The sequence below is a fragment of the Sorangium sp. So ce362 genome, assembly GCF_051519845.1.
In the GTDB taxonomy this organism is placed as follows: domain Bacteria; phylum Myxococcota_A; class Polyangia; order Polyangiales; family Polyangiaceae; genus Sorangium.
Map to the genome: position 1 here is coordinate 6,990,267 of NZ_CP150332.1, position 25,312 is coordinate 7,015,578.

The 25,312-nt window shown below is 70.5% G+C and carries 24 protein-coding genes and 1 pseudogene; 11 read left to right on the forward strand and 14 right to left on the reverse strand.

The window, feature by feature from the left end; translation table 11 throughout:
• Window positions 1–45 precede the first annotated feature (45 nt).
• The 6 genes from WMF17_RS26595 to WMF17_RS26620 form a co-directional block, all read right to left on the reverse strand.
• Window positions 46–381: an NAD-binding protein gene (locus tag WMF17_RS26595; protein WP_437643936.1), complete on the reverse strand. Its 336-nt coding sequence runs from the start codon at window positions 379–381 to the stop codon at window positions 46–48.
• Window positions 366–1,307, reverse strand: a complete 942-nt coding sequence (locus WMF17_RS26600; protein WP_437643938.1) for a universal stress protein — start codon at window positions 1,305–1,307, stop codon at window positions 366–368. The genes WMF17_RS26595 and WMF17_RS26600 overlap by 16 nt, the downstream gene beginning before the upstream one ends.
• A gap of 165 nt (window positions 1,308–1,472) precedes the next feature.
• Window positions 1,473–4,175 carry a valine--tRNA ligase gene (gene valS, locus WMF17_RS26605; protein WP_437643939.1) on the reverse strand — a complete coding sequence of 901 codons (2,703 nt, stop codon included), beginning with the start codon at window positions 4,173–4,175 and terminating at the stop codon, window positions 1,473–1,475.
• Between the two features lie 188 nt (window positions 4,176–4,363).
• Window positions 4,364–5,101 (reverse strand): ferredoxin--NADP reductase, encoded by a 738-nt coding sequence (locus WMF17_RS26610; protein WP_437643941.1) that lies wholly within the window; start codon window positions 5,099–5,101, stop codon window positions 4,364–4,366.
• 233 nt (window positions 5,102–5,334) lie between these two features.
• The gene (locus WMF17_RS26615) at window positions 5,335–5,541 is read right to left on the reverse strand and encodes a hypothetical protein (protein ID WP_437595971.1); all 207 of its coding nucleotides are present in this window, start codon (window positions 5,539–5,541) and stop codon (window positions 5,335–5,337) included.
• A gap of 767 nt (window positions 5,542–6,308) precedes the next feature.
• Window positions 6,309–7,025: a hypothetical protein gene (locus WMF17_RS26620; protein ID WP_437643942.1), complete on the reverse strand. Its 717-nt coding sequence runs from the start codon at window positions 7,023–7,025 to the stop codon at window positions 6,309–6,311.
• A gap of 361 nt (window positions 7,026–7,386) precedes the next feature.
• On the opposite strand from WMF17_RS26620, the gene groES reads away from it, so the two are divergent.
• The 6 genes and pseudogenes from groES (at window position 7,387) to WMF17_RS26650 (ending at window position 12,842) form a co-directional block, all read left to right on the forward strand.
• Window positions 7,387–7,677 carry a co-chaperone GroES gene (gene groES, locus WMF17_RS26625; RefSeq protein ID WP_437595973.1) on the forward strand — a complete coding sequence of 97 codons (291 nt, stop codon included), beginning with the start codon at window positions 7,387–7,389 and terminating at the stop codon, window positions 7,675–7,677.
• Window positions 7,678–7,710: 33 nt separating this feature from the next.
• Window positions 7,711–9,345 carry a chaperonin GroEL gene (groL, locus tag WMF17_RS26630; protein ID WP_437643944.1) on the forward strand — a complete coding sequence of 545 codons (1,635 nt, stop codon included), beginning with the start codon at window positions 7,711–7,713 and terminating at the stop codon, window positions 9,343–9,345.
• Window positions 9,346–9,801: 456 nt separating this feature from the next.
• Entirely contained in the window at window positions 9,802–10,683 is an 882-nt protein-coding gene (locus tag WMF17_RS26635) for a hypothetical protein (protein WP_437643946.1), read from the forward strand.
• A 74-nt stretch (window positions 10,684–10,757) separates the two neighbouring features.
• Window positions 10,758–11,759 (forward strand): annotated as a pseudogene (locus WMF17_RS26640) (sigma-70 family RNA polymerase sigma factor); the annotation flags it as partial.
• Window positions 11,760–11,878: 119 nt separating this feature from the next.
• Window positions 11,879–12,370 (forward strand): DoxX family protein, encoded by a 492-nt coding sequence (locus tag WMF17_RS26645; protein ID WP_437595976.1) that lies wholly within the window; start codon window positions 11,879–11,881, stop codon window positions 12,368–12,370.
• A gap of 55 nt (window positions 12,371–12,425) precedes the next feature.
• Window positions 12,426–12,842 carry a VOC family protein gene (locus tag WMF17_RS26650; RefSeq protein WP_437595977.1) on the forward strand — a complete coding sequence of 139 codons (417 nt, stop codon included), beginning with the start codon at window positions 12,426–12,428 and terminating at the stop codon, window positions 12,840–12,842.
• A 287-nt stretch (window positions 12,843–13,129) separates the two neighbouring features.
• On the opposite strand, the gene WMF17_RS26655 is transcribed toward WMF17_RS26650, so the two are convergent.
• Entirely contained in the window at window positions 13,130–13,405 is a 276-nt protein-coding gene (locus WMF17_RS26655; protein ID WP_437643948.1) for a hypothetical protein, read from the reverse strand.
• 70 nt (window positions 13,406–13,475) lie between these two features.
• Window positions 13,476–13,832, reverse strand: a complete 357-nt coding sequence (locus WMF17_RS26660) for an ArsR/SmtB family transcription factor (protein ID WP_437595979.1) — start codon at window positions 13,830–13,832, stop codon at window positions 13,476–13,478.
• A gap of 366 nt (window positions 13,833–14,198) precedes the next feature.
• On the opposite strand from WMF17_RS26660, the gene WMF17_RS26665 reads away from it, so the two are divergent.
• Both WMF17_RS26665 and WMF17_RS26670 read left to right on the forward strand, forming a co-directional pair.
• The gene (locus tag WMF17_RS26665; protein WP_437595980.1) at window positions 14,199–14,696 is read left to right on the forward strand and encodes an SRPBCC family protein; all 498 of its coding nucleotides are present in this window, start codon (window positions 14,199–14,201) and stop codon (window positions 14,694–14,696) included.
• Between the two features lie 93 nt (window positions 14,697–14,789).
• A complete protein-coding gene (locus WMF17_RS26670) occupies window positions 14,790–14,987 on the forward strand; it encodes a hypothetical protein (RefSeq protein ID WP_437643950.1) in 198 nt (65 codons plus the stop codon).
• 74 nt (window positions 14,988–15,061) lie between these two features.
• On the opposite strand, the gene WMF17_RS26675 is transcribed toward WMF17_RS26670, so the two are convergent.
• From WMF17_RS26675 to WMF17_RS26685, 3 genes are all read right to left on the reverse strand, one after another.
• Window positions 15,062–15,649 (reverse strand): hypothetical protein, encoded by a 588-nt coding sequence (locus WMF17_RS26675; RefSeq protein WP_437643952.1) that lies wholly within the window; start codon window positions 15,647–15,649, stop codon window positions 15,062–15,064.
• A 64-nt stretch (window positions 15,650–15,713) separates the two neighbouring features.
• Complete coding sequence (locus WMF17_RS26680; protein ID WP_437595983.1) at window positions 15,714–16,097, reverse strand: DUF4180 domain-containing protein; 384 nt, start codon at window positions 16,095–16,097, stop codon at window positions 15,714–15,716.
• Between the two features lie 770 nt (window positions 16,098–16,867).
• Window positions 16,868–17,803 (reverse strand): DUF2935 domain-containing protein, encoded by a 936-nt coding sequence (locus WMF17_RS26685; protein WP_437643953.1) that lies wholly within the window; start codon window positions 17,801–17,803, stop codon window positions 16,868–16,870.
• A 536-nt stretch (window positions 17,804–18,339) separates the two neighbouring features.
• On the opposite strand from WMF17_RS26685, the gene WMF17_RS26690 reads away from it, so the two are divergent.
• On the forward strand, window positions 18,340–18,684 hold the full coding sequence (locus WMF17_RS26690) for a hypothetical protein (protein WP_437643955.1): 345 nt from the start codon (window positions 18,340–18,342) through the stop codon (window positions 18,682–18,684).
• 235 nt (window positions 18,685–18,919) lie between these two features.
• A complete protein-coding gene (locus tag WMF17_RS26695; protein WP_437643957.1) occupies window positions 18,920–20,098 on the forward strand; it encodes a cellulase family glycosylhydrolase in 1,179 nt (392 codons plus the stop codon).
• Between the two features lie 13 nt (window positions 20,099–20,111).
• On the opposite strand, the gene dauA is transcribed toward WMF17_RS26695, so the two are convergent.
• The 3 genes from dauA to WMF17_RS26710 are packed head-to-tail and all read right to left on the reverse strand — an operon-like array spanning window position 20,112 to window position 24,051.
• Window positions 20,112–21,854: a C4-dicarboxylic acid transporter DauA gene (dauA, locus tag WMF17_RS26700; RefSeq protein WP_437643959.1), complete on the reverse strand. Its 1,743-nt coding sequence runs from the start codon at window positions 21,852–21,854 to the stop codon at window positions 20,112–20,114.
• Between the two features lie 2 nt (window positions 21,855–21,856).
• Window positions 21,857–22,279 (reverse strand): hypothetical protein, encoded by a 423-nt coding sequence (locus WMF17_RS26705; RefSeq protein ID WP_437643961.1) that lies wholly within the window; start codon window positions 22,277–22,279, stop codon window positions 21,857–21,859.
• A complete protein-coding gene (locus tag WMF17_RS26710; RefSeq protein WP_437643963.1) occupies window positions 22,279–24,051 on the reverse strand; it encodes a phosphoenolpyruvate carboxykinase (GTP) in 1,773 nt (590 codons plus the stop codon). The genes WMF17_RS26705 and WMF17_RS26710 overlap by 1 nt, the downstream gene beginning before the upstream one ends.
• A 252-nt stretch (window positions 24,052–24,303) precedes the next feature.
• Here WMF17_RS26710 and WMF17_RS26715 point away from each other — a divergent pair, with 252 nt between their 5' ends.
• Complete coding sequence (locus WMF17_RS26715; RefSeq protein WP_437643965.1) at window positions 24,304–25,278, forward strand: sigma-54 interaction domain-containing protein; 975 nt, start codon at window positions 24,304–24,306, stop codon at window positions 25,276–25,278.
• The last annotated feature ends 34 nt before the right edge of the window (window positions 25,279–25,312 follow it).

The window sequence follows — 25,312 nt, forward strand, 5'->3', positions numbered from 1 at the left end:
GAGCTCGGCCCCCTACGCCTCTCGCGCGCGGCACGTCCCCCTCGCTCACGCGAGCGAGCGACGGGCAACCGCGAGCGAGTGCTCCATCACGCTCGGCTCCACACGGAGGCGGTGCAGCGCGCGACGACCCAGCTCCAGCGCGAGCTCCATCTCACCGATGACCGCCTCGTCCGCGCCCCGCTCCCGAAGGAAGACGCGATCCTCCTGGCTGTGGGTCCGGGCCAGCACGGTCGCTCCCGGGCTGACCTCCCGGGCGTGCTCGAGCGCCCGGCGAACCGCCATCCTCTCGGGAATGCAGAGGATCGGCAGGTGCGCCGTGCGCAGGCGCGCCCGGAGGAGGCCGCCGCTCTGCATCAGGTCGGCCGTCAGGTGGTCTGACAAGGCGGCACCACCAGGACGTCGCACGCCACCGCGCGCAGCACGTCCCCGGCCACGGTCCCCAGGAAGGCGTGCGCGACGCCGCTGCGGCCCTGGGTTCCGAGCACCAGGAGATCGTTCTCCGCCTTCTTGACGGCCTTCGCGATGAGCGCCCTCGGCGACCCGTACTTGACGCGGGTCTTCCAGGCCGGCGCGTCGTCCGGCGGGACGTTCGCCTCCGCGAGCGCAGCAGCCAGGATCTGCGCCAGCTCGTGGAGCGCCTTCCGCCGGTACTCCTCGAGGCACGCCTCGGCCTCCTCCAGTGACAAGCTGGGATAGGCCCGCTCGACGTACGGAGCGTCGTAGGCGTGGATGACCGATACCGTCGGGCGCGGCGGCGGGATCACCCGGAGCAGCGAGGTGACGACGTCACGAGCCGCGTCGTCGAGCGCCAGCGCGAGCGCTGGATGCCGGTACGGGGCGTGCGGGCGCAGGCGAACCACAAGCACCGGAAGCCGCGCTTGCCGGAGGACGCGCTCGGCGGTCGAGCCCAGGAAGAGGTCGCGAAGCCCGCGGCCTCCGCCGCGACCCACGACGATCAGATCGGCGGCGACGGCGGCCGCGTGCTGGACGATCTCGACGGCAGGAGCGCCTCCCCGCACGGCATGCTGGATCGTGACAGTCCGGGGCAGCGTCCGGGCCAGGGCCGCCACCTCGGCCTGGAGCGCCTTCCTCGCGTCGTTCTCGGCGCGCTCCCGGGAAAGGGGCTTGAGCCCCTCGGGGACCACGTGCAGGAGGGTGATCCGGGCGTCATCCGCCAGGGGCAGGAGCGCGGTCCGCCCGATCACCCGATCCGACGCCGCCGAGAGGTCCACGGGGACGAGCAGCGAGCGGAACCTGCCGGGCGCATGCAGCGCTTCGTGGTGCGGTGCGGGGGTGCGCTGGGTCATCGGTCAATCCTACCCCCCCTGCGTGACGGCGCGAGGAAGCGCTCGCGTCGCGTCGATGGCGTCGTGGCTGCCCGCCGCGTCATGGGGGTTCCCCTCGCAGCCCGACTCCCCGCAACAGGGGACGGAGCTCGCCGCGCGGGCCGAGCTCCCTCCCCTCGGGCCGGGCTACTCCGTGGCCGCCGCCGCCTCCCCCGCCCCGGCCGCCGCGCCCGCCGCCGCCTCCACCTCGCAGCGCACCACCACGACCTCGCCGTCCGCGAGCTCCGGCCGCTCCACGAGCGTGTGCGCGCCCGCGCGCACCGCCGCGAGCAGGTCGCCCAGCGAGGGCCGCAAACGGGCGAGCGTCGCGGCGTTCGCGCCCAGCGCGAGATCCGTCACCACGCGCCCCACGCTCGCGCCGAGCTCGCTCTTGCGCTTGTTGACGGCCGCCATCGCCCCCGCCGCGAGATCCAGGAGCCCGGCGTCCGCCGGCGCCGCGACGTCCGCGAAATCCGCCGCCGCCGGCCACGTCGCCCGGTGGATCGAGGCCTGCCCCGTCTCCTCCGCGTACACCCAGCGCCAGACCTCGTCCGTGATGTACGGCAAGACCGGCGCGAACAGCCGCAGCAGCACCGACAGCCCGAGCCGCAGCGCCGCCACCGCCGAGCCGCGCGCCGCCTCCCCGGCGCCGCCCTCGCCGCGCGCGCGCGCCTTCGCGAGCTCCAGGTAGGCGTCGGTGAACCAGCGCCAGAAGAAATCCTCTGTGCGCTCGAGCGCCGCCGCGAACTCGTGCTCATCGAACGAGCGCGTCGCGTCCGCCACCACCGCCGACAGCTTGTGCAAGAACGCCCGGTCGAGCTCCTCGGAGACCGGATGGAGCTCCGCGGACTGGCTGAGCACGTACTTGCTCGCATTCCAGATCTTCGTGACGAGGCGCTTTCCGATCTTCAGCACCTTCTCGTCGAACGCCGTGTCCGTGCCGAGCCGCGCGCTCGCCGACCAGTAGCGGACCGCGTCGGAAGAATATGTATCGAGCAGGTGCATCGGCGTGACGACGTTGCCCTTGCTCTTCGACATCTTCTTGCGATCGGGGTCGAGGATCCACCCCGAGATCGCGATATGACGCCACGGGATCGACGACTCGTGCAGCATCGCCTTGGCGATCGTGTAGAACGCCCACGTCCTGATGATGTCGTGGGCCTGCGGCCGCAGATCGGCCGGGAACAGCCGCGCGTGGCGCTCCTCGTCGTCCCCCCAGTGCGAGCTGATCTGCGGTGTGAGCGAGCTCGTGAACCACGTGTCGAAGACGTCGGACTCCGCGGTGAAGCCGCCCGGCTGGTCGCGCTGCGACGGCTCGTACCCGGGCGGCGCGTCGACCGTCGGGTCGACCGGGAGCCTCTCGCGGGTCGCGAGCAGCGGCCTGTCGTGATCCGGGTTGCCCTCGGCGTCGAGCGGATACCAGACAGGGAACTGCACGCCGAAATAACGCTGGCGGCTGATGCACCAGTCGCCCTGGAGCCCCTCGGTCCAGTTGCGGTACCGGAGGCGCATGAAATCCGGGTGCCACGCGATCTTGTCGCCGAACTCGAGGAGCTCGGCCTTCTTGTCGGAGAGCCGGACGAACCACTGCCGCGTGGGCACGAACTCGAGCGGCTGGTCGCCCTTCTCGAAGAACTTCACCGCGCGCTCGATCGGCTTCGGCTCGCCCCGGAGCGCCGGGCCGGCGCCGGGCGCCGCCGCGTGCTCGTCGCGGCGGAGGAGCTCGACGACCGCGGTGCGCGCCTGCTTCGCCCCCTTGCCCTGGAGCGGCGCATAGGCGGCGTTCGCCGCGGCCGGGTCGCGGCTCTGCCACTCGCCCTCGCCGAACGTCACCGGGAGGAGACGGCCGTTCTTGCCGAGCATCTGCCGCAGAGGGAGCTTCTGCTCCCGCCACCAGATCACGTCCGTCGCGTCGCCGAAGGTACAGACCATCAGGATGCCCGTGCCCTTCTCGCGATCGACGAGCGGGCTCGGGAAGATGGGCACCGGGGCGCGGAAGATCGGGGTGAGCGCCGTCTTGCCGAAGAGGTGCCGATACCGCGGGTCCTCCGGGTGCGCCGTGACGCCGACGCAGGCCGCGAGCAGCTCCGGGCGCGTCGTGGCGATGATGAGCTGCTCGCCCGTCCCCTCCACCGCGAACGCGATGTCGTGGAACGCGCCGGACTGCTGGCGATCCTCGACCTCCGCCTGGGCCACGGCGGTCTGGAAATCGACGTCCCACATCGTGGGCGCGAAGACCGAGTAGAGATGGCCCTTCTCGTGCAGATCCAGGAACGACAGCTGCGCCGTCCTGCGGCAGTGATCATCGATGGTGGCATACTCGTGCTGCCAGTCGACCGAGAGGCCCACCCGGCGGAAGAGCGCCTTGAAGACCTGCTCGTCCTCGCGCGTGACCTTGTGACAGAGCTCGATGAAGTTGGGCCGCGACACGATGCGCGGCGGCTCCTTCTTCATCGCCTCCGGCGACGCCTGCGGCAAGGTCAGGCCGCGCTCGTACGGCGTGCGCACGTCGGTGCGGACGTGGAAGTAGTTCTGCACGCGCCGCTCGGTGGGCAGGCCGTTGTCGTCCCAGCCCATCGGGTAGAAGATGTTGAAGCCGCGCATCCGGCGCTGGCGGACGACGACGTCCGTGTGCGTGTAGCTGAAGACGTGGCCGATGTGCAGCGAGCCCGAGGCGGTCGGCGGCGGCGTGTCGACGACGAAGGTCTCCTCGCGGGGACGCGACGGGTCGTATCGGTACGTCCCGTCGGCCTCCCACACGTCGGCCAGGCGCTGCTCGGCGACGGGCGAGTCGAAGTGCTTCGGGAGCGTCGCGGGATCGATGGTGCGGAACGTCTTCTTGGTCGTCACGTGGTCACCTGCAGAACAGACCCGCAGGAACCGCCCGCGGGGGCGGCATCCTACGTCGTACCCAGGGTGCCGCTCAAGGCGCGCCGCGCCGCGGGGCGGCGATCCGCGACCGCGTCCGCCCGAGGCCGGCGGCTCCGCCGTGGCGCCGCGGCGAGGCCGGCGGCGCCGCCGCGGACGGGCCCGGAGGCTCAGTCGTAGCGCTCGACGTGGACGTGCTTGCGGGGGACGCCGAGCTCGCCGCGGGCGAGCTCGCGGACGGACGAGACCATCCGATCGAGGCCGCAGATGAAGACGTGCGGGGCCGGATCGCCGCTCTTCTCCGCGAGCTCCCGGTAGAGCTCGGGCGCGTGCGCCTGCACGTAGCCGCGGCGGCTGGACCACGAAGGGCCGCCCCGCGAGAGCGTGATCTCGTAGCGGATCCGGTCGGATCCGCGCGCCAGCGCCTCGAGCTCGTCGCGGTAGATGGCGTCCTCCTCGAAGCGCGCGCCGAACAGGATCCACAGGTGGGGCGCGGCGAGCCCTGCGCGCAGGGATGCGTGCAGCATGCTCCGGAGCGGCGTGATGCCGGTGCCGGTGGCGACGAACAAGGAGGGCGAGGAATCCCCGGGATCGCGGGTGAAGAGCCCGTGCGGACCGATGGCGCGGAGCGTGGCGCCGGGCTCGATCCGGTGCAGGTGCTCCGAGCCGGCCCCGCCCTCCACCAGCGTGACCGCGAGATCGAAGCGAGGCGAGCCGTCGGGAGCGGATGCGATCGAGTAGGCGCGCTTCACCTCGCCGCCCGAGAGCGGGAGCACGAGGTTGACCCACTGTCCTGCCTCGAACAGGAACGACCTCCCGTCGGCGCGCTCGAACGAGAGCTCGCGCACGAAGGGGCTGAGAGGCCGGGCGGCGACGAGGCGGGCTTCGAACGGTTCGGCGTGGATCATGGTCGGGCCCGGCGAGGCTCAGGCTGCGGGAGCCGCGCGGGTAGCGAGGTCTTACCGCAGCCTGCGCCTCGGCCCAATCACGATCGAAGCCGGGAGGGCGCCGCCGGAGGACGCGCCATCGCGGGAATCCCGGGCCTCAGGTCCGGGACAACGCCGGAGGGCGGCCACGCCGCCGAGCGCGGCCGGGCCGGAAGCCCGGGGCCCGCGCTCCGGCGGGGGAGCCGGCGCGGGATCTACCGCTGCACGCCCATGCGGCGGCGCTGCGGGATGTTCACCGCCGGCCGGGAGCGATCCTGGCTGGGGAGCGCGCGCGGCGGGCGGGGATCCCGGTGCGCGGGCTTCGGCGCAGGGGGCTGCCCTCTCTGCGGCGGGCGCGGGTCGGGTGTCTTGGCCGAGCCCAGCGCGAGGTCGGAGACGGGGAGGTGCGCGCGTCGTTGCATAGAATCCTCCATTCGATCGGTCATCACCACATCAGGAAGAACACCAAGGCTGAACGAAACCTTCGAAGAACCGGCTCTCATAGACCCTCCATTCATCGTACGACCCCGGATTGCAGACAGACCGAACCCGCGACGGACACTGGCTCTCTGGGCCTCTCCCTGGCCGCTCGACAGGCGCTCTCTCGACGCACCTCCGCCTCTCGTCGGGACGGGACGGTCCGCCTCGCCGCGCGCTCCCTGTCGAGATGCCTCAGCGTCTCGACGTCAGGAGAGATGGCGAGTCGGCCCGTCGCGCCACGAACCGTCCGGCTCGGTGCTTCGAGCGCGCGGCCAGCGAGCGAGAGACAACCACCAGGAGATCGCGGATCTCCTGGAGATCGACCTCCAGCGCCTCGGGCTCGTCCGCTCGTCGGCCACGCTCCGTCCTCATGAGCGCACGACGCGAGCTCGCGCGGGGTTCCGCGGGTCGCCGTCGTGGCGGCTCATGCGCGACAACACAAGGACGCCGTGCCACCCTGGGCAGCAGGCGCTCAACCTTGACGGCCGCGCGACGGAGCGGTGGTTTCAGCCGGGAGTGCGCATGGTCGACGCGGGCTACGCGTCGAGAGGAACGCTAGCACTCGGCCGGGAGCATGCCCAGCGATTTTTGTGGAGGAGGGCAGTTCGCGCGCTGGCATCGCGTCGGCATCGCGCTGGCTTGCGGCCTTTTGCCGCGGACATCGAGACCTGGATATCGCTGCTGAGCTGGAGACACGGGGCGCTCGTGCTCAGAACGCGACGCGCAGCCCCGCGCTCAGGGGGCCAGCCCCGGGCGACGCAGCGACGGCGCCCGGACCGACGAGGAGCCGCGCGACGACAGGCGCGCTCGACGCGGCGTCGCGCCGCACCCGCTTCTTGCCGATCACGTAGAGCGGCAGGCCGATGGCGGCGCCGGCCACCCCGCCGGCCGCGGTGGCGATCGCCAGCTTGGACGCTTCGCTGCGCCCCGCGCTGCTGTCGTCGTAGCTCGCGAAGACCAGCACCGCGCCGCCGAGGATGGCGGCGCCGCCGAGGCTCGCGAGGACGAGCCCCGAGACCATCATGACAGGGCTGTTCCACTCCGTCGTTCGCTCCTCGAAGTCGTCGAAGTCCCTCCGCGCCGCCGCGAGTTCCAGCTCGATCCGGCGCTGCGCGGCGCGCCGCTCGTCCTCGGAGCCGATCTCGTGGACGCGGCGCGCCTGGCTCTCCAGCGCCGCGATGCGCGCCTCGTGCACAGCGGCGGTCTCCTCCCACGTGGCCCCCGGCCGGAGACCCGCCACGGCCGGCGCGACAGGGGACGCGGGCGCCGCGGGCGGCGGGGTCGAGGCGCCCGCCGCGCCTCCCGCCGGCGGCTCCGCGGCGGCCGGAGGCGCGGGCGCCGCGGCGGCGAGGGCCAGCGCCCACGCGACGAGACGACAGCGCGCTGCGCGACCACGGCGGTGCGCCGACGACACGCGCGGACGCACGGGTCGGGACTGGACCGGTTCCATTCAACGCAGCGTCATCGCTCGACTGAGCGGGGTCAAGGCGCGAGCAGGCGAGCAGGCCGCCGGGTCCTCAGGCCCTCAGGAACGAACGGCTCTGACGGCGTCTTAACGATGGACAACCCGGGGCGGCCGAGTATAGTGCCACGTTCTTGCTAGCACTCACATCTCGTGAGTGCCAGAACTCCAAGCCAACGCCAGCATCCGGCCAGACGGCAGAGGCGCGCCCGAAGCTGTTCCCGGGGAGACCCGGGAGCCGAGGCACGAGCGTGCCGCCATGCACGACGCACGGGATGAAGTGACGTCAGGTCGTGACCGGTGGGTCACGCCAGGAGAAAACAGAATGAAAATCCGACCGCTCCAGGACCGTGTGATCGTTCGTCGCGTGCAGGAAGAGGAGAAGACCAAGGGGGGCCTCTTCATCCCGGACAGCGCCAAGGAGAAGCCGATGGAGGCCATCGTGCTCGCCGTGGGCAACGGGAAGACGCTCGAGGACGGCACCGTCCGCAAGCTCGACGTGAAGGAGGGCGACCGCGTCCTCTTCGGCAAGTACACGGGGAACGAGATCAAGATCGACGGCGAGCAGGCCCTCATCCTCCGTGAAGAAGACATCCTCGGCATCATCGAGAGCTGATTCGGGCAAGACCGTTTCAAGGAGATTCGCACCATGGCAGCCAAAGAAATCATCTACAACGAGTCGGCCCGAAGCATGATCCTCGCGGGCGTCAACGCCCTCGCGGACGCGGTGAAGGTCACCCTCGGTCCCAAGGGCCGGAACGTCGTCATCGAGCGGAGCTTCGGCGCTCCCACGATCACCAAGGACGGCGTGACCGTCGCCAAGGAGATCGAGCTGGAGAACCGCTTCGAGAACATGGGCGCCCAGATGGTGCGCGAGGTCGCCTCGAAGACCAGCGACATCGCCGGCGACGGGACGACCACCGCGACCGTGCTCGCCCAGGCGATCTACCGCGAGGGCTCCAAGCTCGTCGCCGCGGGCCACAACCCGATGGAGATCAAGCGCGGGATCGACAAGGCCGTCGAGGCCATCGTGGCGCACCTCAAGGGCGCCGCCAAGTCGACCCAGGACGCGAAGGAGATCGCGCAGGTCGGCACCATCAGCGCCAACGGCGATCTCACCATCGGCAAGCTCCTCGCGGACGCGATGGAGAAGGTCGGCAAGGAGGGCGTGATCACGGTCGAGGAGGCGAAGAGCCTCGAGACGACGCTCGATGTCGTCGAGGGCATGCAGTTCGACCGCGGCTACCTCTCGCCCTACTTCGTGACCGACCCCGAGGCCATGAAGTGCACGATGGAGGACGCGTATGTCCTCATCTCGGAGAAGAAGATCTCCAACATGAAGGATATCCTGCCGGTGCTCGAGGCGATCGCCAAGAGCCAGAAGCAGCTCCTCATCATCGCGGAGGACATCGAGGGCGAGGCGCTCGCGACGCTCGTCGTCAACAAGCTCCGCGGCACGCTCCACTGCGCCGCCGTCAAGGCCCCCGGCTTCGGCGATCGCCGCAAGGAGATGCTCAAGGACATCGCGGTGCTCACGGACGGCCAGGTGATCGCGGAGGAGCTCGGGCTCAAGCTCGAGAACGTCACGCTCAGCGACCTCGGCCGCGTGAAGACCGTGATCATCGACAAGGACAACACGACGCTCGTCGGCGGCGAGGGCAAGAAGGACAAGATCAAGGCCCGCCTGACCGAGATGCGCGGGCAGATCGAGAACTCGACGAGCGACTACGACCGCGAGAAGCTCCAGGAGCGCCTGGCGAAGCTCGTCGGCGGCGTGGCGGTGGTCAAGGTCGGCGCCGCGACCGAGACCGAGATGAAGGAGAAGAAGGCCCGCGTCGAGGACGCGCTGCACGCGACCCGCGCGGCCGTCGAGGAGGGCATCGTCGCCGGCGGCGGCGTCGCGCTCATCCGGGCCCAGGCCGCCCTCGAGAAGCTCCAGGTGAGCGACGAGCAGCGGACCGGCGTGAACATCATCCGTCGCTCCATCGAGGAGCCCCTCCGCCAGATCGCCGCCAACGCCGGCGAAGAGGGCTCGATCGTGGTGCAGAAGGTCCGCGAGGGGAAGGGCTCGTTCGGATACAACGCCGCGACCGGCGAGTACGGCGACCTGATCGCGATGGGCGTCATCGACCCGGCGAAGGTCGTCCGCTCGGCGCTCCAGAACGCGGCGAGCGTCGCGAGCCTGATGCTGACGACCGAGGCGCTCATCGCCGAGCGTCCGAAGGACGAGAAGTCGTCCGGCGCCGGTGGTGGCCACGCGGGCCACGGCCACGGCGACTTCTAGTCTCCTGAGGGCGCGCGCCGGGCGATGAGCCCGCGCGCGCCGCCGGGAGGAGCGTGAGGGCCGGTCTCCCGGGCGGGAGACCGGCTCTTCGCCTTTTTATGGCCGGGAAGTGCCCCGCCGGGCGCGCTCACCCCTGGCCGCTCTGCGCCGCCGGCGGCCGGCCGCGGCGGCGCCTCCCCTCCCCCGCCGGCCGCGCGTCCGCGGCCACGCGGAGCAGCTCCTGGAGAACTCGCGGGTGCCCGCGGCCTCGAGCAGCTCCGCGGCCTCGATCTGCGCGCGGACGCCGTCCCGCAGCCAGGCGAGCGCAGGGGCGTCGCCGTCGCGCCGGAAGCGGCTGCGCGCCGCCCGGCGAGCTCGGGCAGAGCGAGCGATCGGGCTGCCCGGGCTTCGCGAGGGGATCCATGACGCCGCTCGTCGAGGGCCGTCGGCCCGGCCAACTCGAGTAAGCTGCTCGCCATGGACCCTGCCCTGCTCCGTTATCTCGATCTCGTGCAGCGCGAGCTGTCCGCCGATGACGTCCTGATCGAGCTCGGCGGCAGGCCGCCCGGCGATCCGCGCGCGGTGTGGTGCGCGCTGCCGAACGGCTCGCGGCTGGTCGCGCGCTTCGCCGAGCCGCCCGGCGAGCCCGCCAGGATCTCGAGGCAGCTGGAGGAGCTCGCCGCGTCGTTCTCGGGGCTCTCGTCAGGGGGTGGCGACCAGCGGCCCTCGCGCAGCGGGTCGACGCACCGCCTGGACGACGAGCTGGAAGCGCTCGCGTCGCGCGCGGGCGCGCTCGGCGCGATCGTCGTGGATGACACCTCCCCGGTGATCTGGGGGACCTCGGAGCCGCGCCGGGACGAGGTGGACGTCGGCGATGCGTTGCTCCTGGCGCAGTGGGCCGACGACGTGGAGCGCGTCGGCGTGAACCTGATCGATCTGCTCGAGCTCGACGACGCCGCGCTGGAGCAGGCGCTCGCGACAACGTCGCTCGGCCCCGGGGCGCGCGAGACCATCGCCGGCCACCTCCAGAAGATCCGGGAGCGCGGCTCACGCAGCCCGATGGCGTGGCGGCGGCAGGTCGCCATCGCGCGCGCCATCGACCGCGTGCGGGGCCCCGCGGCCTCGGAGAGCGCCGCTCACGGCAGGTTCATCAGCCAGCACGAGCAGGTCGGCGTGTACGCGCGCGCCTTCGCGAACATCTACCGCCTGATCCTCGCGTATCCTGGCCCGTTCTCCGAGCTCCAGGCAGAAGGCTCGGTGCAGCAAGCATTGCCGCTGATCGAGCGGCTCGTGCTCGCGTTACCCCCGATCGACCCCCATCGCGGCGCGAAGATCCTCCACTTGCGGCGCCCGAGCTGATGCGGGGAGGGGGTTCCGGGGCCGGGTCGTGAGCGTCCTTTGACCCCCACCCTGGACACCGATGCTCCGCGCCGAGCACGCGTGACCGATGGACCCGCCGGAAAGCCGATGATACTGTCCGGCCGATGTCGGAGAGCGTAGCCCAGCTCGAGGAACACCGCGCGGCGCTCACCGGGCACTGCTACCGGATGCTGGGTTCGGTGGTCGACGCCGACGACGCCGTCCAGGAGACGATGGTGCGCGCCTGGCGCAGCCTCGATCGGTTCGACGGGCGCTCGTCGCTGCGCACCTGGCTGTACCGCATCGCGACAAACGTCTGCATCGACCTGCGGGCCGACCGCGCGCGCCGGGCGCGCCCCATCGAGGAAGGCCCGGTGGGCACCGCGGACGACACGCTCGAGACGCGCCCGCGCACGCACTGGCTGGAGCCCATTCCCGACGCGCACGCCCTGCCGGCGGACATCGACGCCGCCGAGAAGGCGATGCTCCGCCAGAGCATCCGCCTCGCGTTCGTCGCGGCGCTCCAGCACCTGCCGCCGAAGCAGCGCGCCGCGCTGCTGCTCACGGAGGTGCTCGGCTGGTCCGTGGCGGAGGTCGCCGACAGCCTCAGCACCTCGGTCGCCGCGATCAACAGCGCGCTCCAGCGCGCGCGGGCGACGCTCGCGAGCCGCGATCTCGGCGACGCGCGCGTCTCGCTGCCCGAAACGCAGTCCGCCCTGGTCGACCGCTACGTCGCCGCCTTCGAGCAGTACGACGTGGACGCGCTCGCGGCGCTGCTGCACCAGGACGCGGTCCTGTCGATGCCGCCCTACACCCTCTGGCTGCGCGGCCCCGAGGCGATCCGCACCTGGTTACTGGGCCGGGGAGCGGGCTGCCGCGGGTCGCGGCTCGTGCCGACGGCGGCCTGCGGCGCGCCGGCGTTCGCACAGTATCGCCCCACCCCCGAGGGCGGCCACCGGGCCTGGGCGCTCATCGTGCTCGACATCGCCGGGGACCGCATCGCCGGCATGACGTCCTTCCTCGACACCGAGACGCTCTTCCCGCGGTTCGGGCTGCCGCTCGATCTTGCGGCCTGACTTCCGGCCTGACCGCGGGCGCCCTCCCGGCATCGCGGCGCGGCGATCTTTTTTTTCGGCGACCGATGATTCCCGACGGGCGCGGGGGTCTATGGGGTGAATCCAGCACGGAGGCACCCATGACCGCGAACGTCGCCAGCACCCATCATCGTGACAAAGATCTCACCACCGGGCCCCGGACCGAGGCGCCGACCCGCGTCGCAGCGCCCGGCGCGGCGCCGTCCAGGCGAGCCCTGTGGGCGGGTCGCGTCCTGAGCGGGCTGGGCGTGCTGTTCCTGACGTTCGATGCCGCGGTGAAGGTGCTGCGGCTGGTCCCCGCGGAGGCGGGGACCGCCGATCTCGGATTCCCGGCCAGCCTCGTCCCCACCCTCGGCTATCTCCAGATCGCCTGTCTGGTGACGTACCTGATCCCGCGCACCGCGGTGCTCGGCGCGATCCTGTGGACCGGTTACCTGGGCGGCGCGATCGCGATCCACGTGCGGGTCGGGAGCCCGCTCTTCAGCCACACGCTCTTTCCGATCTACATCGCCGCGCTCCTCTGGGCGGGGCTCTGGCTGCGCGACCGCCGCGCGCGCGCGCTGCTCGCGAGCCCGGCGTCGCTCGACCGATGAGCTTCACGTTTCCCCGGAGTCCGTCACAGCAGAGGAAGCAGAGGAGAAGAGAGCCATGACAACGAACAACCCTCGCAAGATCTTCGTCAACCTGTCCGTCCGCGACCTGAAGCGGTCGATGGAGTTCTTCGGCAAGCTCGGGTTCGAGTTCAACCCGCAGTTCACGGACGAGAACGCCGCCTGCATGGTCATCAGCGAGGAGGCCTACGTCATGCTCCTCGCGGAGCCGTACTTCAAGACGTTCACGAAGAAGGAGATCTGCAGCACGAGCACGCACACGGAAGGGCTCTTCGCGCTCTCGTGCAGCAGCCGGGCCGAGGTCGACGAGATGGTGAAGAAGGCGCTCGAGGCGGGCGGGTCGCACGCGATGGATCCGCAGGATCACGGCTTCATGTACGGCTCCAGCTTCTACGACCTGGATGGCCACCACTGGGAGGTCCTCTGGATGGACCCCGCGGCGATCCAGCCGTAGCCCGCGGCGGCGGCCGCGCCGCCCGGAGGGAGCTCACATGAAGGCACCTCAGCTCGCGCTGACGCCTATCTCTGCTGCGACCTTCCGCATCTTCTGATCGTCCGGCGCAAGAACGCTCAGGACACGCCGAGTGAGCTCGGGACCTGCAGCTTCCGGCGTTCCCGCGTTGAACGGCGGGGCAGGGTGCGGCGCCGCGCCTGGCCATGACGAGCGCCCTGTCGACGGCGCTCGGTGGACCCGACTGTGAGCGACGCCGAGGTGAACCGACAGGACATTCCACCCTGCTTTCAGGACACGGGGCTCAGGCCCCCGCGCGAAGTTGCGAGGAGCACCACGAGATCCCTCGCCACCTCGAGCGCCACATCGTACCCGAGCTCCTCTTCCACCAGCGAGAGCGCGAGATCGATGCTCGCGGTGGTGCCCGCGGACGTGTAGATCTTCCCGGATCGAACGAAGGTCGCGTCGGGGTCGTCACGCGGGGAGCGCTCTTCGATGGCCGGGGCCGATTCACGCGATGACGCTCCCCCGCTGCGCAGTTGACCGTCAAGACAAGGTACCTGCATTTCCTGCCAAGCACCCTGAGCGCGGAGAAGGTGGTATGGGACCGTTCTCCGAGTGACCTGCGCAGAGGGTTCAGCGCTTCGAGCGCTCGCCCTTGCTCTCCTGCTCCTTCAGCTCCTCCAGCAGGGCGTCGAGGCGCTCGTAGCTGCCCTCCCAGAAACGACGGTAGTTGTCCAGCCAGCCGCTGGCGTCCGCGAGCGGCGTGGCCTCGATCCGGCACGGCCGTCGCTGCGCGTCGCGACCGCGCGAGATCAGGCCCGCGCGCTCCAGCACCTTGAGGTGCTTCGAGATCGCGGGCTGGCTCATCGCGAACGGCTTCGCCAGCTCGTTCACCGACGCCTCGCCGGACGCGAGGCGCGCGAGGATCGCTCGCCGTGTCGGATCGGCGAGCGCAGCGAACGTTGCGTCGAGGCGCTCGGAGGGCGTCACTTTATAACTCCTTGGTTAAAAAACTATGTGGTTATACATGATACGGGCGCCACCGTCAAGCCTCCCGTGAAGGTGAGGCTGCTCGGCGTCCGTGAGGCCGTCCTTCACGGGCGCTCCCAGCGCGGAGCGATCCCTCGATGGCAGGACCCGGAGGGCGACGTCGATGCGCTCGCCGACGAGATCGACATGACGATCGACGGTGAGGCCCTCGACGCGGAAATCGGGCGGAGCTCCGCCTTGACAAGCGCGGGGCGGCGGTGTACTTAACCCAAAGGTTAATTAACCAATTGGTTAATCACGGGTGCCGGCCCATCCGCTGGGCATCCCGTACAGGATCGGGAACGATTGCGCAGGAGGAGGAGAGTCATGGTCGCAACCAGCGTCGCCAACAAGAGCAGCTTCCAGGTCACGACGCCGTCGGAGCAGGAGATCTGCATGACGCGCCTGTTCAATGCGCCGAGGCACCTCGTGTTCGAGGCGATGACGAGGCCCGAGCACGTGAAGCGATGGTGGGGCTGCCTGAGCGAGGGATACTCGGTGCCCGTCTGCGAGATCGATCTTCGCCCGGGCGGCGCGTGGCGCTTCGTGAACCGCTTCCCCGAGGGCGAGGCCGCTTTCCACGGCGAGTACAAGGAGATCACGCCGCCGAGCCGGATCGTGTTCACCGAGATCTTCGAGCAATTTCCGGACACCGTCTCGGTGGTGACATCGGTCTTCACCGACGAGGGCGGCAAGACGCGCGTCACGACCACGGTGCGCTATCCGTCGAAGGAAGTGCGCGACGCGGTCGTCGCGTCCGGAATGGAGCAGGGCGCGGGCGTGAGCTACGACCGCCTCGAGGAGCTGGTCGCGCAGCTGCAGTAGCGATGAGGCGGCTGGGGTCGGCGGGGGCGCTCGCCTGGCCCTCACGGCGGCTCGGGGTGGCTGCAACGCATTGACTGCATATGGCACCTCCACATGCTCCACCCGAAAGCCTATGTCGCCGACTGCATGAGGCTGTTCGGCGAGATCCTCGATCACGACGGCGGGTTCGGCGGAACATGCGAGGAGGAGCCGGTGCTCCAGGCGATGTTCGTCAGGACGGCCGCCTCTGGGAGGCGAAGCTCGGCGAGCCGTACCTGGGATCCGTCGTCGCGTGCAAGCGGAACTGCGTGAGCCGCTGCCGCCGGAGGTGCTCGTCGCGGGCGACCACGTCGCAGCTCGACCCGACCTGCTGCTCCTCCCCCGCTTCACGAGCACGCCCGTGTCGGTCGCGCCAAGCCATGCAGGGTGGCCGTCGAGCGGGACCTTCCGGGGGGCGCCGCGCCTCGGCGCCTCGTACAGGAGCCCGCGGAGCACGTCGCCCCCCCCCAGAACGAGCGCAGCCGCAGCGCGGCCGGCAGCGCGCCGCCGAAGGCCTCGTAGGCATCGCAGGCGTCGTGGCCGGGGTCGAGCGGGAGCAGATCGGCGTCGTCCGGGACGAGGCGAGCGAGCGCCGCGTCGCGCGCCTCCACGAAGCGCGAGAGCGCGCGGCGCAGGCGGGCGGGGGGCAGGTTGGTCACCGGGTGCTTGGCGACGCCGTGCACCTTGGGATCCCAGGGCGTGCCGCTCATCTCGCCGGGGTGGATCACGCCCTTCGGCCCATTCACGTAGTCCTTGCCGTCGATCGTCGTCTCCGACTTCGACCAGAAATTGTACCAGGGCCGCGGCTTGACGAAATTCCCTTCCCAGTCCCCAGCGCGGTCACCTTGGCCATCGCGTCCGACCTCCTGGTGGGGAGCGTACAGGGCGCCGCAGGGCGAGCCAACAGGCCCCTGGGCAGCACCGGCGACGGCCACGCAGCAGGACCCGCGCGCCACGGGCGGACGCGCGCGCGGCGCCTGCCCGCGTCATCGCCGCATGTCACACCGCATCTGCATCCGACGTCCGGCGGATCCACTCGACGGCAGCCTGGCGCGTCTCGAACACCCCGAAGTGCGCGCCGCGGCGCTCCTCGGCCACCATCTCACCGAACCGGCTGCTGAAATCGGATCCCCCCGGCGGACACACCACGGCGAGCCGGATCCAGTAGTTCCTGAGCTTCTGCAGGATCTCCCCGGCCTCTCTCGAGCTGAGATCGAAGAAGGCGGCCGGCAGGTTCGCCGCGTAGAGCAGGGCGCACCGCACGCCATCCGAGAAACAGGCCTCGAGCACGCGATCGACGTCGCGAGCGCTCGACATGAGCGCCTGGTCCGGCAGGCCTTCCACGAACCTCACACCGCCCTCGTCGACCGCCGTCAGATCCATCGCTGCCCTCGCATGCGGCTCCGGCGCCGCGGGCCCAGCGCCGCAAGAACCGCTAGGCCCGCGCTGGGTAATACCAGAGGAGCCTAGCGCCGCGCGCCGGCAGCGGCCACGTCGGGCTGACGCCGAGACCAAGATCGCGCTCGCCCGCCCTGCGGCAGGCCAGCGCGACCTCATGTGCGTCACCGCAGCGACGCTATCTCCCCGCGAACGGGAACGGCGTGGGAGGACAGCTCGCCAGGCATCTCCAGTAGCGCTGGTAGCACACGTGGGGCAGCGCAAATGACAAGCAAGTTCGATACATGCGCTGGCACCTGAACCTGCAATAGGGCGAGATGGCCTCGACGGCGCTGCCGATCGTCTCGGAGTCTGTCTCCTCGACGGCCCGGGGCTGAACCTCTCCATCGGCTCCGCCCGGCAAGAGCTCCTCTGCGCTGGCCGGGCGCGCCCCGCCGGCGAAGGCCGCCAGCATGCCGAAAGCGAGGACTGCCTGAATTCTTCTCGTCGTTCTCATGGTCGCCCCCTCCGCGTGGAATCCGCTGCATAAGACGAACGATCGGAATCGCGCACCGTCTCATGGCCGCACGACATGTTGTGCGGGCATCGCTGGATGTCCACCCGGCCGCGCGGGGCGGCGCGGTGTCGCTCTTCTCCGCGTCCGATCCGCGTCCGATCCGCGTCCGATCCGCGTCCGATCCGCGTCCGATTCGCGTCCGATTCGCGTCCGAGCGACCTATCCATGCTCGCTCATCGAGCGCGGTCGACCGGCGACCTCACTGGGCGCGCTGGATCTCGTCGGAGAACCTCACCGCCTCGCGGAGGACGTGATCGGCGAGCGACGGATCGATGATGCTCTTGATCTGCCCCGTCTCGATGCCCTGCTCCGCGGCCGTCTTGAAGTCGATGACCTCGTCGGCCATGCTCGCGAGCTGCCCGCTGCCGACGCGCTGCGTGTGCGCTTGATACAGCTGCTCCGCGCGCGCCTTCGCGTCCGCGACGAGCGCGCGCTCCTGCGGGTCGAGCAGGTGCGCGACGAACTCGAGGTGATCCGCCATGATCGTCGTCCAGAACGCCGAGACCTCGTCGCGCTGGAGCGCGGCGCTGCCGTTCGCGAGCAGCTCGAGCCGGGCGGCGAAGCGCTCGGCCTCGCGCGCGATGTGGTCGAAGAAGAGCGGCCAGACGAGGCTCCGGAGCGTGCCGGCCTCCTGCGCGCGCTGCATGCGGCGCTTGTACTCGATGAACGGGAGGACGCTCGCCCGCGTCGAGGAGAGGAGCGAGGAGAGCCCGTCGTCGCGATAGCCGCCGTCACGGGCCGAGAGGAAGTGTCTCGCAAAGACGAGCTGGAACTGCCGCGCCTCGCTCCGGGGCCCGCGGAGGTGATCGCCCGGCATGAGCAGCGACATGAACATCGCGTGCTCCATCATGATGTCCGTCCAGAAGAGGACCTCCGAGACGGCGTACCCGGCGAGCCCGGCGTTCATGCCGGGCAGGTAGATCGGCTTCCTCGCGCGCTGATCGACGAAGACACCGGGCGTGAACGCCGCCGCCTCCGGCAAGGAGAGCGGCCCGATCGACTCGCAGCTGCCCTGACCCTTGCTCGGATCGAGCGAGAGGCCCGGTGTCGCGATCAGCGATACACCGGCGGCGGCCGCCGCCGTGCCGGCGAATTGCCGGCGTCCAAGTTTCCCTTGCAAAGCACGCTTCTCCATCGACGCTCCTCCAGGTTCGTACGGCGTTGAGAATCCGAGCGCGAGGGTGCATGTCCCGCGCCCGGGCCGAGGCGCGGGACGGAGAGCGGTCCGCCAATGCGCGTCCCGCAGATCCCACCGACCCGCGGCGCCGGGATTCACCACGCCCGGGCGCCTCGTCGCGAGGGATGCCGCCGGAGGATCCGTCGGACGCATGGCCGCGGAATCCGCCCGTGATGGGAGGTCGGCGAGCGACAACCTGCGAAGACCGAGCACATGCTCCCTCATTCGCGGACCACCTGCGACGACCGAGCACACGGGCCCCATCCTACCGTCCGCGGGAGAGCCCCGGACGCGCTTCGAGGACGTACCGCCGCTCGCCCCCCGCCGGCGCACGACGCGGGCGGAGCGGACAACGTCGCCCACGCAAGCGCAACGGCCAGGTCGCCGGCGCGACAGGCACCGCCGACACACGCCAGCCGCCACGCCGGCACCACCTACATTCCCCTACCCTCGCCCTGTATTGGTCCCAGCATTTTTCGCTATCGTCGCCCGGGATGTCGAGACCCCGCCCTCGGCTCCGACCCGCCCATGAACGCGCCTGCGAGCTCGCCGCGCAGGCGTCCGCCGCGCCGGGCCCCGGCGGCGGGCCGCTCCACCTGGCGATCGACGTGCGAGAGGTGGCGTGTCGAGCGAGCCGCTGGAACTGGAAGAAGACGAGACCGATCTCATCGTGCACGGCTTCCCCCGCGGGTTGCGGCGACGGCGTCTGCAGCACCGGCGAGAGCACCTCGTCCTGCCCGGCGGACTGCCAGCTGGAGGTGCTGTACGACGAGCACACGCCGCAGCCGAACTGGGTGACGCCGGGCATCCAGGTGCGCAATGCAGGGCCCGCCAACTGAACCGGTACAGTAGGAGAGGAGCGATACCGTGAGCCTGATGGCGAGTGAAGGGTGATCGCGCGAAAATGGTGAGGATGACCCTGGATCCTGCGCGAAGGCGGGCGACGAGGATTGCCCGCCCCGCTCTGCTCGTGCATACCGGCGTCTGGTGCAGTCAGGTGCGGGGGCAGGTGAACGGGAGATCACGATGCGCGTTATCCATGGATCGGTAGCTGGCTGGGCCGGTGCAGCCCTCATGGCTTTGGGCCTCTCCGCCGGGTGCGGCGAAGCGGACGATCAGCAGGGCTCGGGGCAGGAGGCGACCGGATCGGGCGGGGGCGCGTCGGGCACGGGCGGCGATGCCACCGGCGCCACGTCCGGCGCCGGCGCCGGCAGCGCCACCTCCGGCGCCGGCAGCGCCACCTCCGGCGCCGGCGGCGACACGTCGGGCACGGGCGCCACCTCCGGCACGAGCGCCACCTCCGGCACCGGCGCCGGGGGCGGGGATGTCACGGGGCCGGGGTTCTCGGTGCGAGGCCGCTTCCTCCACGACCGCTGCGGCGAGAAGGTGCTGCTCCGGGGCGTCAACGAGATGGTCGTCTGGCTCTCGTCGGGGTCCGACGGCATGCCGGAGTTCCAGGAGATCGCGAAGACGGGCGCCAACACGGTGCGGATCGTGTGGGAGACCAAGGCGTCCGTGGCGGGCCTCGATCAGGCCATCACGAACGCGCTCTCGCAGAAGCTCATTCCGATCGTCGAGCTGCACGACGCCACGGGCAAATGGGAGCTCCTGCCGAGCCTCGTCGACTACTGGACGAAGCCGGAGGCCGTCGCCATGATCAAGAAGCACGAGCAGAACCTGCTCGTCAACATCGGCAACGAGGTCGGGGACGTGGTGGACAACGCGGCGTGGGAGACGGGCTACAAGCAGGCCATCACCCGGATGCGCGACGCCGGCATCACGACGCCGCTCATCATCGACGCCTCCAAGTGGGGGCAGAACATCGACCAGCTCCAGGCCGTCGGTCCCGCGCTCGTCGCGCACGATCCGAACATCCTGCTCAGCGTGCACATGTGGTGGACGGACGGGAGCGGGGCCACGATCACGAGAGAGCTCAACGAGTCCGTGGCGCTGAACCTGCCTCTGATGGTCGGCGAGTTCGCGCAGCACGCCGTGTACGAGTGCAGCCGGCACCCGTTCGATTACAAGACCCTCCTGGCCAAGAGCGTCGAGCTCGAGGTGGGGTGGCTCGCCTGGTCGTGGGGCGCCGCCGAGAACGGCGACTGCAAGGACGACGGGCCGTTCGACATGACGACCGACGGGACCTTCGCGGGGCTCACCGGCTGGGGCCGCGAGGTCGCGGTGACCGACCCGAACAGCATCCAGAACACCTCGGTGCGCCCGCACTCCATCGAGACGGGCTCGTGCAGGTAGCGCGGCGGTCGCCTCAGGCGCTCACCAGCGCGCCGGCGAGGCGGATCGCCGCGTCCAGGTCCTCCGCGATGTAAACGCGCTTGGACCTCTCCTCCAGGCGCGCCTTGTCGAAGATCTCGCGAGGCCTGGGCAGCGGGCCGGCCAGGACCACCGTCTTCTGACGCCGCACGAGCCCGTCGAGCACGTTCTCGAGGGCGACGAACCCCGTGCTGTCGATGAACGGGACCTTGCCGAGGTGGAGGATCATCACCTCGTAGCTATCCCCACGGATCGCGTGCAGCGCCGCCATCGCCTTCTGGACGGCGCCGAAGAACAGCGGGCCATTGATCTCGTACAGGGCGACCCGCTCCGGGAGCGCGAACTCGCCCAGGTCGTCGGCGGTGCTCAGCACCGTTCGACTCCCCGTCAGCTCGGCCATCCGGCGCATGAAGAGGACGGCGGCCAGGACCACGCCGGCCGACACCGCGACCACCATGTCCATCACCACGGTGAGCCCGTAGCAGGTGAGCAGCACGAACACATCGCTCCTCGGCGCGAGCTTCACGATACGGATGAAATGGTGGAGCTCCGACATGTTCCACGCGACGAGCAGCAGCAGCGCTGCCAGCGACGCCATGGGGACGTAGGCCACGAGCGGGGCGAGGAAGAGGATTGACAGCAGGACGACCACGGCGTGCGTGACGGCCGCGATCGGAGAGCGCGCGCCTGCCCGGATGTTCGTGGCGGTGCGCGCGAGCGCGCCGGTCGCCGCGATGCCGCCGAAGATCGGCGCGACGATGTTCCCGATCCCGAGGCCGATGAGCTCCGAGTCCGGATCGTGCTTGGTCCCCGTCATGCCATCGGCGATGACCGCCGACAGCAGCGATTCGATGGCGCCGAGCATGGCGATGGCGAACGCGGAGGGGAGCAGCTCCCTCACGAGCTCGTGCGACAGGCCGTCGCCCCACGGGAGCGCGGGTGTCGGGAGGACCGGCGGGATCCCGGCGAACTCCACGCCGTCGAGGGTGGTGTGAAAGCGGCTGCCGATCGTCGCCACGGAGAACACTGGGTAGACCTCGGCGACGACCACCGCGGCGAGCGACACGAGGGTGATGGCGAGGAGCGGCGCCGGCACCTTCTTGACGACGCGGGGGATGACAAGGAGCAGGGCGAGCGTCGAGGCGGCGACGGCCAGCTCGAAGACGTCGGCCGTCCCGCGAGCCGCCCACAAGGCGGCCACCTTGGCCGCATAGTGCTCCGGGAGCGGCCCTGCTGCCTCGAGGCCCAGGACGTCCTTCAGCTGGAGCGTCGCGATCACGGTCGCGATCCCTGCGGTGAAGCCGGTCGTCACCGGATACGGGATATATTCGATGAGCCGGCCGAGCCGCGCGAGCCCCATGATCACGAGCAGCACGCCGGCCATCAGCCCCGCCGTCATCAGCCCTGTCACCCCGTGCTTCGTCACGATCGGCGCGAGGATCACCACGAAGGCCGCCGTCGGGCCGGTGACCTGGAACTTGCAACCGCCCAGGAGCGCCACCAGGGCGCCGGCCACGATCGCCGTGTAAAGCCCGTGCTGAGGCGGAGCGCCCACCGCGATGGCGAGGGCCATCGAGAGGGGGAGCGCCACGACGCCGACGACGGTGCCGGCCAGGAGGTCGGCCTGGAAATCCCCGAGTCCGTATCCCTTGCTGAAGCTGCGCCGGAGGGCAGCCGCCACCGGGATTCGACGCCTCACCGGCTCGGACTGAGGAGAAGGCCGAGGAGAAGCAGACATCGTCACACCTCCACCACCCGCGCACGGATGGTGTCCAGGATAGTCCATCCCCAGGCGGGCTTCGGGATGATCGTGAGGAGATGGCGCGCGCCTCCGCCCGTCGCGAGCGCCGCGAAACCTCGAGGATTCCGGGTCACGAGGAGGGGGAGCACGCCGGGACGGTCGCGCGTGATGCGCTCGACCGCCGCCTCGACCTCCGCCAGCGGGTAATCGTCCGGGAAGAGCACGATCGCCGAGATGGCGGCGCCGTCCAGCACCGGCGCGCGCAGGTGGCGCGTCACGTGCGCCGTCACGCCGGCGCGCTGGAGGTACTCTTGCAGCCCATCCAGCGTCTCCGCGTTGTCCGAGACGATCACCACGTGAAGCGGATCGCCCCGTCGTCGTCGCACGCTGGAGTGCACCGCGGCCCTTGTCTTCTTCACCATCAGTTCGACGCCATCTTCAGGCGGTGGACGATGCCTTCGTGCTCGCCGCGCAGCGCTTCGGGCAAGCGGTTCCCGAAGCGCGCGAGGAGCTCCTGATTGCGGGCCATCTGCTCTGTCCAGGCGCGAAGATCGACCTCGTGCAGCTTCTGGGCGTGGTCCGCGGAGAGGCCCAGGCCGGCCACGTCGAGCTCGGTGGGAACGAACCCGATCGGCGTGAGCCGCGCGGCGGCGTTCCGCTGCACGCGCTGGACGATCCACTTCAGGACGCGCGCCTCGTGCCCGCGGTCGGGCCACAGGGGCTTGCCCCTGTCGGCGCGGTGCCAGTTGACATGGAAGACCCGCGGCGCCCTCGGCAGCCGCGCGCCGATGGACAGCCAGTGAGCGAAGTAGTCGCCCATGTTGTAACCGCAATAGGCGAGCATCCCCATCGGGTCGCTCCGCGGCGCCGCGGCGGGCGTCGTCTGCGAGAGCAGGGTGGCTCCGATGTACACGCCTTGCGCCCAGCTCGTGGCCTCGTACACGAGCGGCGCCACCTCCGCCCCGCCGCCGGCGAAGACGATGGCGGAGATGGGCACGCCCTTCGGGTCGTGGATCGCGCGCGTCACGGTGGAGCACTGGCTCGCCGCGACAGTGAACCGCGCGTCCGGGTGCGCCGCGGGCTCCGGCGACGAGGCCGACCACGGGCGCCCCCGCCAGTCGACGAGCCCGTCTCTCGGCTCCTCGCCCATGCCCTCCCACCACGGCGCGCCGTCCTGCTGAAGCGCGGTGTTCGTGAACAGGACATCGTGACGAAGGAGCTGCTTGACGCTGGGGTTCTCCTTGAGGCTCGTCCCGCTCACGACGCCGGACATCCCGGCCAGCGGGTTGATGGCCCAGAGCTGCCCGTCCTCCCCCGCGTGCATCCAGCAGACGTCGTCGCCGAGCACCTTCGCCGACCATCCGGGCACGTCCGGGAACAGCGTCGACAGGCGCGTGTTCCCGCCGGCGCCGGGGCTGGCCACGGCGATGTAATGCAGGTCTCCCTCCGGATCGGTCAGCTCCAGGAGGAGCATGCGCTCCGCGAGCCAACCTTCCTTCCGTGCCTGCGCGCTCGCCATGCGGAGGGCGTGGCACGACGTGCCGAGGACCGCGCTGTCCCCGTGCCCGGAGCCGATGCTCCAGATCGTCTTCGTCGAGGGGAAGTGGACGACGTACCGGCGGTCCGGGGAGAGATCGCCCGTGCTGTGGAGACCTCGAACGAAGTCGGAGGAGCTGCCGAGGTGCTCCAGGGCCGCCTTCCCCATGCGCGTCATGAGCCGAAGGCTCGCGACGACGTACGGGCTGTCCGTGAGCTGCACCCCCACGCGGCTGAAGCGCGAGCCGCACGGGCCGAGGAGGTACGGGACCACGAACAGCGTCCGGCCCGCCATCGCCCCGGCGAACAGCGGCCACACGATCCGGCTCGCGTCGTCCTCGGACATCCAGGTGTTCGTCGGCCCGGCGTCGACGCGCTGCTGCGTGCAGAGGAGCGGCGGAGGCTCCGCGCGAGCCACGTCGTCCGGAGGGGAGCGATGCAGGAAGCTCCGCGGGTATCTGTCCGGATCGAGCGGCGCCAGCACGCCCTTCGCGACCATCTGCTTCTGGAGCCACCTGATCTCCGCGTCCGTACCGTCACACCAGTGGATGCTCGAGGGGCGGACGTGCGTCGCGACCGAGAGTACCCAGGAGTCGAGCTCTTCGTTCTGCATGCTTGTTCTTTCCTTCAGGCGCCTCTCGGCTGCTCCGATGGCCACCGGCGCGTGGCGCCGCGATGCGCCTTCTCCCGCGCAGCCACGTCGGTCACAGCGACGGCGGTCACAGCCACGTCGGTCACGGCCACGGGGCACAGCAACATCGGTGCCACGCGACGATGTCCTCTGTTCGTCGCGCGATCCCTACCCGTCCAGCGCAAACAGCGGGATGGATGTGGCATGGCGACATATTGTCGCTATAATTTCATCGTGAACCGCCGATCGCGACAGCTTGACGTAGTTATCGAGCCCGTGATGCGGTCGGCTGCGATGCGGGATCTCGGCCGCGTTCTTCGCACGGTGGCCCCGAAGGAGGTGGGGATCTCGCTCGTCGGCGAGAGCGGGACCGGCAAGGAAGTGCTCGCCCGCCAGGTCCATGATCTGTCGCTCCGTCGCTCGGGTCCTTTCATCCCCATCAACTGCGCTGCCGTGCCGGAGGCGCTCTTCGAGAGCGAGCTGTTCGGCCACGAGAGAGGCGCCTTCACCGGAGCGGTCGAGAGGACGCGCGGCAAGATCCAGGCGGCGGACGGCGGGACGCTCTTCCTCGACGAGATCGGCGAGATGCCGATCTCGGTTCAGGCAAAGCTCCTGCGCTTCCTGGAGAACAGGAAGTTCATGCGCGTCGGCGGCACCGAGAAGCTGTCCGTGGACGCCCGCATCGTGTGCGCGACGCTGCGGCCGCTGGAGGAGGAGGTGAAGGCCGGCCGTTTCCGGGCCGACCTCTATTATCGTATCCAGGGGGTCACGCTGCTGGTGCCGCCCCTCCGGGAGCGACAGGCCGATTTCCCGCCGCTCGTGCACCTGTTCCTGCAGCAGCTCGCCGCCAAGCACGGGGAGCCGCCGGCCCGGATGACGCGGGCCGCGATGGCCGCTTTGCGCCGGCACGACTGGCCGGGCAACGTGCGCGAGCTCCGGAGCGTCATCGAGCTGCTCACGCTCCTGCGATCGGGCAAGCAGGTCCGGGTGCGCGATCTTCCAAGGCCGCTCCGGGAGCTGGCCCCGGCCGGAGAGGCCCTTTCCGCATCGGGCTCCGGAGGCGCTCGCGTGCTGGAGATCTCCCTCGACGCCACGCTGGACGAGTCGCTCCGGAAGATCCTCGACGCCGCGCTGGCGCTGGAGAGCGGCAATCGCTCGAGGGCCGCAAAGCGGCTCGGGATCAGCCTTCGCACGGTGCAGCGGTATCTCGCGGCGTCGGGCCCGCTCGGGCCGGCTGCGCCGCCCGCGCCTTGAGCCAGCCAGTCGACGCCGCGCACATTCCCGCTCG

What these genes read in the sequence shown, in the direction of transcription:
- WMF17_RS26685 (WP_437643953.1), bottom strand. Translation starts at nt 17,803, where the DNA reads ATGGAGAAGCGTGCTTTGCAAGGGAAACTTGGACGCCGGCAATTCGCC.
- WMF17_RS26645 (WP_437595976.1), top strand. Translation starts at nt 11,879, where the DNA reads ATGACCGCGAACGTCGCCAGCACCCATCATCGTGACAAAGATCTCACC.
- WMF17_RS26690 (WP_437643955.1), top strand. Translation starts at nt 18,340, where the DNA reads ATGTCGAGACCCCGCCCTCGGCTCCGACCCGCCCATGAACGCGCCTGC.
- WMF17_RS26665 (WP_437595980.1), top strand. Translation starts at nt 14,199, where the DNA reads ATGGTCGCAACCAGCGTCGCCAACAAGAGCAGCTTCCAGGTCACGACG.
- dauA (WP_437643959.1), bottom strand. Translation starts at nt 21,854, where the DNA reads ATGTCTGCTTCTCCTCGGCCTTCTCCTCAGTCCGAGCCGGTGAGGCGT.
- groES (WP_437595973.1), top strand. Translation starts at nt 7,387, where the DNA reads ATGAAAATCCGACCGCTCCAGGACCGTGTGATCGTTCGTCGCGTGCAG.
- WMF17_RS26615 (WP_437595971.1), bottom strand. Translation starts at nt 5,541, where the DNA reads ATGCAACGACGCGCGCACCTCCCCGTCTCCGACCTCGCGCTGGGCTCG.
- WMF17_RS26635 (WP_437643946.1), top strand. Translation starts at nt 9,802, where the DNA reads ATGGACCCTGCCCTGCTCCGTTATCTCGATCTCGTGCAGCGCGAGCTG.
- WMF17_RS26650 (WP_437595977.1), top strand. Translation starts at nt 12,426, where the DNA reads ATGACAACGAACAACCCTCGCAAGATCTTCGTCAACCTGTCCGTCCGC.
- groL (WP_437643944.1), top strand. Translation starts at nt 7,711, where the DNA reads ATGGCAGCCAAAGAAATCATCTACAACGAGTCGGCCCGAAGCATGATC.
- WMF17_RS26610 (WP_437643941.1), bottom strand. Translation starts at nt 5,101, where the DNA reads ATGATCCACGCCGAACCGTTCGAAGCCCGCCTCGTCGCCGCCCGGCCT.
- WMF17_RS26715 (WP_437643965.1), top strand. Translation starts at nt 24,304, where the DNA reads ATGCGGTCGGCTGCGATGCGGGATCTCGGCCGCGTTCTTCGCACGGTG.
- WMF17_RS26695 (WP_437643957.1), top strand. Translation starts at nt 18,920, where the DNA reads ATGGCTTTGGGCCTCTCCGCCGGGTGCGGCGAAGCGGACGATCAGCAG.
- WMF17_RS26705 (WP_437643961.1), bottom strand. Translation starts at nt 22,279, where the DNA reads ATGGTGAAGAAGACAAGGGCCGCGGTGCACTCCAGCGTGCGACGACGA.
- WMF17_RS26670 (WP_437643950.1), top strand. Translation starts at nt 14,790, where the DNA reads ATGCTCCACCCGAAAGCCTATGTCGCCGACTGCATGAGGCTGTTCGGC.
- WMF17_RS26655 (WP_437643948.1), bottom strand. Translation starts at nt 13,405, where the DNA reads ATGCAGGTACCTTGTCTTGACGGTCAACTGCGCAGCGGGGGAGCGTCA.
- WMF17_RS26600 (WP_437643938.1), bottom strand. Translation starts at nt 1,307, where the DNA reads ATGACCCAGCGCACCCCCGCACCGCACCACGAAGCGCTGCATGCGCCC.
- WMF17_RS26680 (WP_437595983.1), bottom strand. Translation starts at nt 16,097, where the DNA reads ATGGATCTGACGGCGGTCGACGAGGGCGGTGTGAGGTTCGTGGAAGGC.